The sequence below is a fragment of the Streptomyces sp. NPDC037301 genome (genome assembly GCF_055602785.1).
Genome location: NZ_JBVJWD010000002.1, coordinates 94,962 through 102,703, shown reverse-complemented (window position 1 = coordinate 102,703; position 7,742 = coordinate 94,962). Strand labels below are relative to the sequence as shown.

The window sequence follows — 7,742 nt, the reverse complement described above, 5'->3', positions numbered from 1 at the left end:
GCTCTCCGGCCCGACCGTCCCTGCTCGAACCCCCCCCCCCCCCCCCCCTCCCGGGGCCCCCCCCCCCCCCCCCCCCAGGCCGGTCACTTCCCGACCAGCCGGTCGAGCAGATCGGCGGCCTCCGCGACCGTGCGGCGTTCGGCCCCGTCGAGCTCGGCGGCGATGGCCTCGGCGAGCCAGTTGTGCTTGGCGGCCCGGACCGCGGCGAGCGTCGTGAGTCCGGCCTGCGTGATCGACATCACCGATTTCCGGCCGTCGGTCGGATCGGGTGCCCGCTCGACGAGCCCCTGGCTCTCCAGTGCACCGAGAGTCAGCCGCATGGACTGCGGACGCACGTACTCGGCACGGGCCAGCGCGGCCGTGGTGGCAGGGCCCTCACTCTCCAGTCTGGCGAGCACCGAGCGCTGCGTCGGCGTGAGCAGGCTGTCCGACGAGGTGGTGCGCAGCCGCCGGATCAGCCGGCTGACCACGGCGGTGAGCTGCGTCGTCAACTGCTCGGCGCTCAGCTCGGCGTGAGGGTCGGCGGGCATGGTTTCGGTCGGTTCCGGCATGCCTCCAGCATAGAAGATGCACAGGCAATCTTGCAAGGTTGCCTGTCTATTTTTCAGCCAGGGACCGGGACGGTCTTGCTCGTCACGCGGCCCGCGATCTAGGGTGAATGCGCTTTCAAAAGAGGGTGGTACGTGCAACAGCAGGTGCTTGGGTACGGAAGAAGAAGCGGACGGTCGGTCGAGTGAGCGCCCCAACGGTGTACGACGTCGCCGAGCGGTCGGGCGTCTCCATTGCCACGGTCTCGCGGGTCTACCGCACCCCCGATTCGGTACGCGCCCAGACCCGCGAGCGGGTCCTGGAGGCGGCCCGCGCGCTCGGTTACGTACCCAGCGGGAACGCCCGGGGCCTGGCCAGCCGGACCACCGGCGTACTCGGTCTCTGCTTCCCCGACATGGCCGATCCCGACGCCGAGGCCGACGCGGAGGCCGACAGCGACGCCGACGACGCGGTGATGCTCTACTCCGACCAGATCATCCGCGGCATGGAGCGGGCGGCGCGCCGGCACGGATACGCGCTGCTGATCGCCGCCTCACTGGAGGGCGGACCGGAGAGCGTCGCGAAGGTCGCGGGACGGGTCGACGGCTTCGCCGTACTGGCGCGGACCGTGCCGACCGAGGACCTCGAAGTGATATCGCGCCGGCTGCCGGTGGTGATGCTCGCCGGGCCGCGCGAGATCGACCATCTCGACCACATCGTCGTCGCGAACGCCGACGGCGAGCGCGAACTCGCCCGCCACCTGATCGAGGACCACGGACTGCGCAGGCTCGCCTTCGTCGGGGGCGATGTCGACTCGCCGGACGCCGAGGCACGCTTCCTCGGCTTCCAGGAGGCGTGCCGCGACGCCGGGCTGCCGGTGCCGGACGAGCCGGACCTGCGGGCCGAAATCATGACGCAGGCCGAGGGCGCACGGGCTGCGGAGGCACTGCTCGACCGGGAGACCGAATGGCCACAGGGCGTGCTGTTCGCCAATGACCAGATGGCGGTGGGCGCACTGCGCGCACTGGAGCGGCGCGGGGTGCGGGTGCCCGAGGACATCGCGGTGACCGGCTTCGACGGGATTCCGCTGAGCCGGATCGTACGGCCGCCGCTGACGACCGTACGGCAGCCGATCCGCCAACTCGGCGAGCAGGCAGTCGAGTTGCTGGTGCAGCGCCTGGGCGACAGCGGGCGCGATCCGGTGTCGCTCATGCTTCCGGTATCGGTGATCCACCGCGCGAGCTGCGGCTGCGGCTGACGGGGACACCACACGCAGGCCCGGACAGATCGAGCTCGTCCGGCGGTTGCGTACGAAGCACCCGCCGGGCGCCGTCGGCCACCGTCGCACCCCCACGTCACCGCCCCAGCCGCGCCCCGAAGAACCCCCGCCGCGCCGCCCGCAGCTCCGCCACCTCCGCCGCCAGCCCCCCGTACTCGAAGTGCCCCGCGCTCAGCACCCGCAGCTCGTGCTCACCGGCCAGCGCGTTGTGCACGGCGAACTGCCCCGGCGGCGGCACCGAGGGATCGAAGAGCGCCGCAGCCACCAGCGTGGGCAGCTCCAGCCGCGTCGCGGCCGTGGCGGCGTCGAAGTACCGCAGCACCTCGGTGACCTCGGGGTGCTGCCGGTGGTAGCCCCGCACCGCCTCCCCGCTGCCCGCACACGGCAGCGTGAGCCGCAACGGATGGTTGCCGAAGGTCGGCACCGTCAGCTGCGCGGCCCCGAACCGGTCGTCCCAGGGCAGAGCCAGCGCACCGAGCCCGCCGCCGAAGCTCTCTCCGAGGTATCCGAGCCGCGGGCCGCCCTCCCCGGGCGCCAGTTCCGGCACCAGCTCGTGCAGCGCCGACGCCGCGCACCACAGGTCCGCCACGCAGTCACCGATGACGTAGGTGTCGCGCGACTCGATGCCGTGGAGTACGTGCGCGTCGGCCACGTCCGGGATACCGGGGTGCAGGCCACGCGCTCCCATGCCCCGTACGCACGGCAGGATCGCCGCCGCCCGGGGCAACGGCAGCGGCACGTCGGGGCCCGGCTCCGGCCGGCCTCCGTAACCGTGCCCGATGACGAAACCGTGCTCCGCGCTCCCTTCGGCGGGCAGCACGACCCAGCCCCCGAGCCGCACCCCGCCCACCGACGTGAACGTCACGCCGTGAATCCGTACGCCGTCGCGCTCATCCTCCAGCGGGCCGATCTCCGGCTCCGTGGCGACCTTGCGGGCCTCCTCGTACCGGGTCCGCCAGAAGGCGTCGAAGTCGTCCGGGGCGGCGGGAGCCGGGATGAGCAACAGGTCGTCGAGCGTCCGCCCGTAAGCCGGATCGAAGGGGAAGTCATGTTCGAACGGAGCCATGATCACGACAATATCGCCCCCACTCATGCCGGTGCAGACCATTGAGCACGACCATTGAGCACGCGGATCAACGCCGCGAAATAGGTCACATCGTTGCCAATTTCACAAACATCACGCCTACCGTGCCAAGTTGAACATTCAGATGTCCAGCACGTTGCACGAGTGTGACCTAGCACCCTCTTGCGGATTCCTGAATCTCTGCCGCAGAGTGATGTATGCGCTTACAGGCAGCGCATACATTCGGATTGCTCGAGGAGGAGCCCTCCATGCCCCGCACCGCCAGAAACGCCTCGATCGGTATCGCCGTCGCAGCCGCGCTCACTTTCGGTCTCACCGCGTGCGGCAGTTCCGGTGGCGACGACGTCGCCGCGGACAAGAAGCAGACGCTCACCGTCTGGGCCATGGGGGCCGAGGGCGAGAAGCTCGCAGATGTGGCCAAGGTCTACGAGAAGGCCAACCCGAACATCACCGTCAAGGTGACCCCGGTCGGCTGGGACGTCGCCCACCAGAAGCTGGTCTCCGCGGCCGCCGCCGGCACCCTGCCGGACGTGGCGCAGATGGGCGGCAGCTACATGGGCGAGTTCGCCGAGCTCGGCGTTCTGGAGCCGGTCGACACCAAGACGTTCAATGAGAAGGACTTCTTCCCGGCCGGCTGGCAGCAGGGCGAGGTGGACGGTCAGGCGTACGGCGTGCCGTGGTACGTGGACACCCGCGTCCTCTACTACCGCACCGACCTGGCCGAGAAGGCCGGCATCACCAAGGCTCCGACCGACTGGAAGGAGATGCAGGACCTCGCCTCGGCCTACCAGAAGAAGGCCGGAACCAAGTGGGGCCTGTCCATCCAGCCCAGCGGCCTGGACACGGTGCAGAACTTCTACTCCTTCCTTTACTCGGCCGGCGGCGAGATCGTCAACGACAAGGGCGAGGTTGTCATCGACAGCCCCGAGGCCGTCAAGGCGCTCAAGGAGTACGGCTCGTACTTCGACAAGGGGCTCTCCAACAAGTCCGTGCAGCCCGGCTACGACGTGGTGAAGGACTTCGGTAACGGCCGCGTCCCGATGTTCTTCGGCGGCCCCTGGCACGTCACCCTGCTGAACGAGGGCCAGCCGCAGATCAAGGGCAAGTGGGCGGTGGCCAACGTGCCCGCCGACAAGTCCTCCGTCTCCATGGCCGGCGGTTCCTCCCTGGTCGTCTCCAAGGACAGCGAGCACAAGGCTGCCGCCACGGAGTTCATCAAGTACCTGACGGACACCAAGGGTCAGGCCGACTGGTACAAGCGCACCAAGGACCTGCCCGCCAACACCTCCGCCTGGACCTCCGGTGACCTCGCCGACGACGCCGACCTCCAGGTCTTCAAGAAGCAGATGGACACCGCCAAGTCCTCCCCGTCGCTGTCCAACTGGACGGAGATCACCGACAAGGTCGACCAGGCCATCGCCAAGGTCACCCAGGGCAAGGCGTCCGCCGAGGACGCGCTCAAGACGGCCCAGTCCGAAATCGAAGGCCTCGTGAAGTAGGAGTCATGCGCACCATGACCTCAAAGGCCGCAGAGTCGGCCAAGGTGCAGGCCGGGCCGGGGGCTTCCGAGCCCCCGGCCACCGGGCCCGCAGGTCGCCGGGGTGGCAAGAAGTCCTCGATGGGCGTGCAGAACCTGGCCGGCTGGCTGTTCTCCACTCCTTTCCTCGTCCTCTTCCTCGTCTTCATGGCGCTCCCGATCGTCGCGACGCTGGTGATGAGCTTCACCGACTTCGGGCTGCGCAATGTCACGCACCCGCTGGACGCGAACTTCATCGGCTTCGAGAACTACGTCAATCTCTTCAGCGACGAGAAGTTCCTCAAGTCGCTGTTCAACACGGCGTACTTCGTGGTGATCGGTGTCCCCCTGACGATCTTCCTCGGGCTGGTCATCGCCGTACTGCTGAACAACGGCATCGACCGGGCGCGGACCTTCTTCCGCGTCGGCTTCTACGCCCCGGTGGTCACCAGCATCGTCGCGGTCGCCGTGGTCTGGCGGTTCGTGCTGGACCCGATCGACGGGCTGGTCGCAGGCCTCTTCTCCGAGGTCGGTCTCACCTCGCCGGACTTCCTGGGCTCCGAGACGCTCGCCATGCCCTCGATGATCGCGATGGCGGTCTGGCGCAACCTCGGCACGGTCATGGTGCTCTTCATCGCCGGTCTGCAGGCCATTCCCACCGAGGTGCGGGAGGCCGCGCGGCTGGATGGTGCCGGAGCCTGGCAGGAGTTCAGGGGCATCACCGTGCCCCTGCTGCGGCCCACGCTGCTCTACGCCACGGTGATCACGACCATCGGCTACCTCAATGTCTTCGAGGAGCCGTTCGTGATGACCCAGGGCGGTCCCTCGGACTCCACGCTCACGGTCTCGCTGAACATGTACCGCGAGGGCTTCAACTTCTTCCACATGGGCTATGCGAGTGCCATGGCGTATGTCCTCTTCGTAGTGATCATGGGCATCACGGTGCTGCAGCTCCGACTGCTGAAGGACAACACGAAATGAGCGCCACCAGTGCACCGGGCGCCGTCTCGACGGCGCCTGCGAAGAAGCCCCAGGACGCGCCGCAGCCGGGCGCGAAGAAGGCTCGCAGCCCGAAGCGCGTCCTCGTCTACGTCCTGCTCTCCATCGGCCTGCTGATCATGTCGGCGCCGTTCCTGTGGATGGCGCTCTCGGCCTTCAAGACGCCGCAGGAGCTGACGGCCAGCCCGCCCGTGTGGATCCCGACCGAGTGGACCCTGGAGAACTTCCGGGACTTGCTCGACAAGCTGGATCTGCCGCTGTACTTCATGAACTCGGTGATCGTGGCGGTGCTGGTCACCGTCTCGAACCTGGTGTTCTGCTCGATGCTCGGGTACGCCCTGGCCAAGCTGAACTTCGCCGGTCGCAACAAGATCTTCGGCCTGGTTCTCGGTGCCCTGATGGTGCCCGGCAACCTGATGCTGCTGCCGCTCTTCGTGCTGATGAGCAAGCTGCACCTGATCGACTCGTACGCGGGTCTGGTGCTGCCGTTCGCCGCCGGAGCCTTCGGGGTCTTCCTGATGCGGCAGTTCATGCAGTCGATCCCGGACGAGTTGCTGGAAGCGGCCCGGATGGACGGCGCCGGTGAGTGGTACATCTTCTGGCGGATCGTGATGCCGCTGGTGAAGCCCGCCCTGGCGACGCTTTCGATCTTCACGTTCCTGGGCTCCTGGAACAACTTCGTCTGGCCGCTCATCGCGACCAACGACCCCGACAAGTACACCCTTCCGGTCGCCCTGGCCACCTTCGCCACCGACCCCAACAAGGCGGGCGGATCCAACGGCATGCTGATGGCCGGGTCTTTCCTGATCGTGCTGCCGGTCCTGGTCGTCTTCATCGCGCTCCAGCGGCACTTCACCCAGGGCATCGCGACGGCCGGCATGAAGTAGCCGTCCCCCTGGGCGGGCCGGCCCGTCCCGGCCGCCCCACCGAAACGTACGAGGCCGCACCCCGCACCCCCGCCGGCCACACCCCTTCATCACCAGAAAGACAGTTTGCGATGACTCACACCCAGGTCCCGTTCCCCGAAGGCTTCCTGTGGGGCGCCTCCACGGCCGCCCACCAGATCGAGGGCAACAACACCAACAGCGACTGGTGGGTGAAGGAGCACGCCGCGGGCACCCACATCCAGGAGCCCAGCCTGGACGCCTGCGACAGCTACCACCGCTGGCACGAGGACATGGACACGCTGGCCGGTCTCGGCTTCACCGACTACCGGTTCTCCATCGAGTGGGCGCGCATCGAACCGGCCGAGGGCCGCTTCTCCCGGGCCGAACTCGCCCACTACCGCCGCATGGTCGAGGGCGCCGTCGAGCGCGGCCTGCGCCCCATGATCACCCTGCACCACTTCACCGTGCCGCAGTGGTTCGAGGCGCGCGGCGGCTGGACCGCCGACGGCGCGGTCGAGCTCTTCGCCCGTTACGTCGCGGCCTGTGCACCGGTGATCGGCGAGGGCGTCAGCCACGTCTGCACCATCAATGAGCCGAACATGATCGCCGTGATGGCGGGCCAGGCCAAGCGGGGCGACAACAGCTTCCCGCCCGCCGGTCTGCCGACCCCCGACGACGAGACCACCCAGGCCGTCATCGCCGCGCACCACGCGGCCGTCAAGGAGGTCAAGGCGATCGACGCCGGCATCCAGGTCGGCTGGACCATCGCCAACCAGGTCTACCAGGCCCTGCCCGGCGCCGAGCAGGTCACCGCGGCCTACCGTCACCCCCGCGAGGACATCTTCATCGAGGCCGCCCGCGGCGACGACTGGATCGGTGTGCAGTCCTACACCCGGACCAAGATCGGCACCGAGGGCCCCATACCCACGGCCGAAGGCGTCGAGCGCACCCTCACGCAGTGGGAGTACTACCCCTGCGCGGTCGGCTACGCGCTGCGCCACACCGCCGAGGTCGTCGGCAAGGACGTGCCGCTGATCGTGACCGAGAACGGCATCGCGACCGACGACGACAGCCGCCGGATCGACTACTACACCGGCGCGCTGAACGAGGTCGCGTCCGCGCTGGAGGACGGCCTGAACATCCAGGGCTACCTGGCGTGGAGCGCGCTCGACAACTACGAGTGGGGCTCCTACAAGCCGGCCTTCGGTCTGATCGGCTGGAACCCGGAGACCTTCGAGCGCCTGCCCAAGCCGTCCGCCGTCTGGCTGGGCGAGATGGGCCGCACGCGCGCGCTGCCGCGCATCGCCGACTGACGTCGGCCCCCGACCGGGAGCGACCTGACAGCTCCCGCCCGTACGGGAACCGGCGGTACCTGACGGACGCCGGTTCCCGTACAGCTCTGCCCGCGCGCGGCGCCGCCCGTGTCCAGCCCCGCCCATGTGCGGCGCC

General features: G+C 68.6%; 7 protein-coding genes. 5 read left to right on the top strand and 2 right to left on the bottom strand.

The features are described 5' to 3' along the window. Window positions 1-83: 83 nt before the first annotated feature. Window positions 84-530: a MarR family winged helix-turn-helix transcriptional regulator gene (locus tag ACZ7IB_RS03760; protein WP_470909501.1), complete on the bottom strand. Its 447-nt coding sequence runs from the start codon at window positions 528-530 to the stop codon at window positions 84-86. Between the two features lie 203 nt (window positions 531-733). Between ACZ7IB_RS03760 and ACZ7IB_RS03755 the strand changes: the two genes are divergently transcribed. After that, window positions 734-1,786: a LacI family DNA-binding transcriptional regulator gene (locus ACZ7IB_RS03755; protein WP_470908889.1), complete on the top strand. Its 1,053-nt coding sequence runs from the start codon at window positions 734-736 to the stop codon at window positions 1,784-1,786. 97 nt (window positions 1,787-1,883) lie between these two features. Here ACZ7IB_RS03755 and ACZ7IB_RS03750 read toward each other — a convergent pair whose 3' ends face one another. Beyond that, window positions 1,884-2,873, bottom strand: a complete 990-nt coding sequence (locus ACZ7IB_RS03750; RefSeq protein WP_470908887.1) for an acetylxylan esterase — start codon at window positions 2,871-2,873, stop codon at window positions 1,884-1,886. A gap of 266 nt (window positions 2,874-3,139) precedes the next feature. Here ACZ7IB_RS03750 and ACZ7IB_RS03745 point away from each other — a divergent pair, with 266 nt between their 5' ends. The 4 genes from ACZ7IB_RS03745 to ACZ7IB_RS03730 all read left to right on the top strand — a co-directional run bounded on the left by ACZ7IB_RS03745 (window position 3,140) and on the right by ACZ7IB_RS03730 (window position 7,606). Then, window positions 3,140-4,390, top strand: coding sequence for a sugar ABC transporter substrate-binding protein (locus ACZ7IB_RS03745; protein ID WP_470908885.1), 1,251 nt, complete (start codon window positions 3,140-3,142; stop codon window positions 4,388-4,390). A gap of 5 nt (window positions 4,391-4,395) precedes the next feature. Next, window positions 4,396-5,388: a carbohydrate ABC transporter permease gene (locus tag ACZ7IB_RS03740; protein WP_470908883.1), complete on the top strand. Its 993-nt coding sequence runs from the start codon at window positions 4,396-4,398 to the stop codon at window positions 5,386-5,388. Next, window positions 5,385-6,293, top strand: a complete 909-nt coding sequence (locus ACZ7IB_RS03735) for a carbohydrate ABC transporter permease (RefSeq protein WP_470908881.1) — start codon at window positions 5,385-5,387, stop codon at window positions 6,291-6,293. The genes ACZ7IB_RS03740 and ACZ7IB_RS03735 overlap by 4 nt, the downstream gene beginning before the upstream one ends. Before the next feature lie 110 nt (window positions 6,294-6,403). Next, complete coding sequence (locus tag ACZ7IB_RS03730) at window positions 6,404-7,606, top strand: glycoside hydrolase family 1 protein (protein ID WP_470908879.1); 1,203 nt, start codon at window positions 6,404-6,406, stop codon at window positions 7,604-7,606. The last annotated feature ends 136 nt before the right edge of the window (window positions 7,607-7,742 follow it).

What these genes read in the sequence shown, in the direction of transcription:
- ACZ7IB_RS03760 (WP_470909501.1), bottom strand. Translation starts at nt 530, where the DNA reads ATGCCCGCCGACCCTCACGCCGAGCTGAGCGCCGAGCAGTTGACGACG.
- ACZ7IB_RS03750 (WP_470908887.1), bottom strand. Translation starts at nt 2,873, where the DNA reads ATGGCTCCGTTCGAACATGACTTCCCCTTCGATCCGGCTTACGGGCGG.
- ACZ7IB_RS03745 (WP_470908885.1), top strand. Translation starts at nt 3,140, where the DNA reads ATGCCCCGCACCGCCAGAAACGCCTCGATCGGTATCGCCGTCGCAGCC.
- ACZ7IB_RS03740 (WP_470908883.1), top strand. Translation starts at nt 4,396, where the DNA reads ATGCGCACCATGACCTCAAAGGCCGCAGAGTCGGCCAAGGTGCAGGCC.
- ACZ7IB_RS03735 (WP_470908881.1), top strand. Translation starts at nt 5,385, where the DNA reads ATGAGCGCCACCAGTGCACCGGGCGCCGTCTCGACGGCGCCTGCGAAG.
- ACZ7IB_RS03730 (WP_470908879.1), top strand. Translation starts at nt 6,404, where the DNA reads ATGACTCACACCCAGGTCCCGTTCCCCGAAGGCTTCCTGTGGGGCGCC.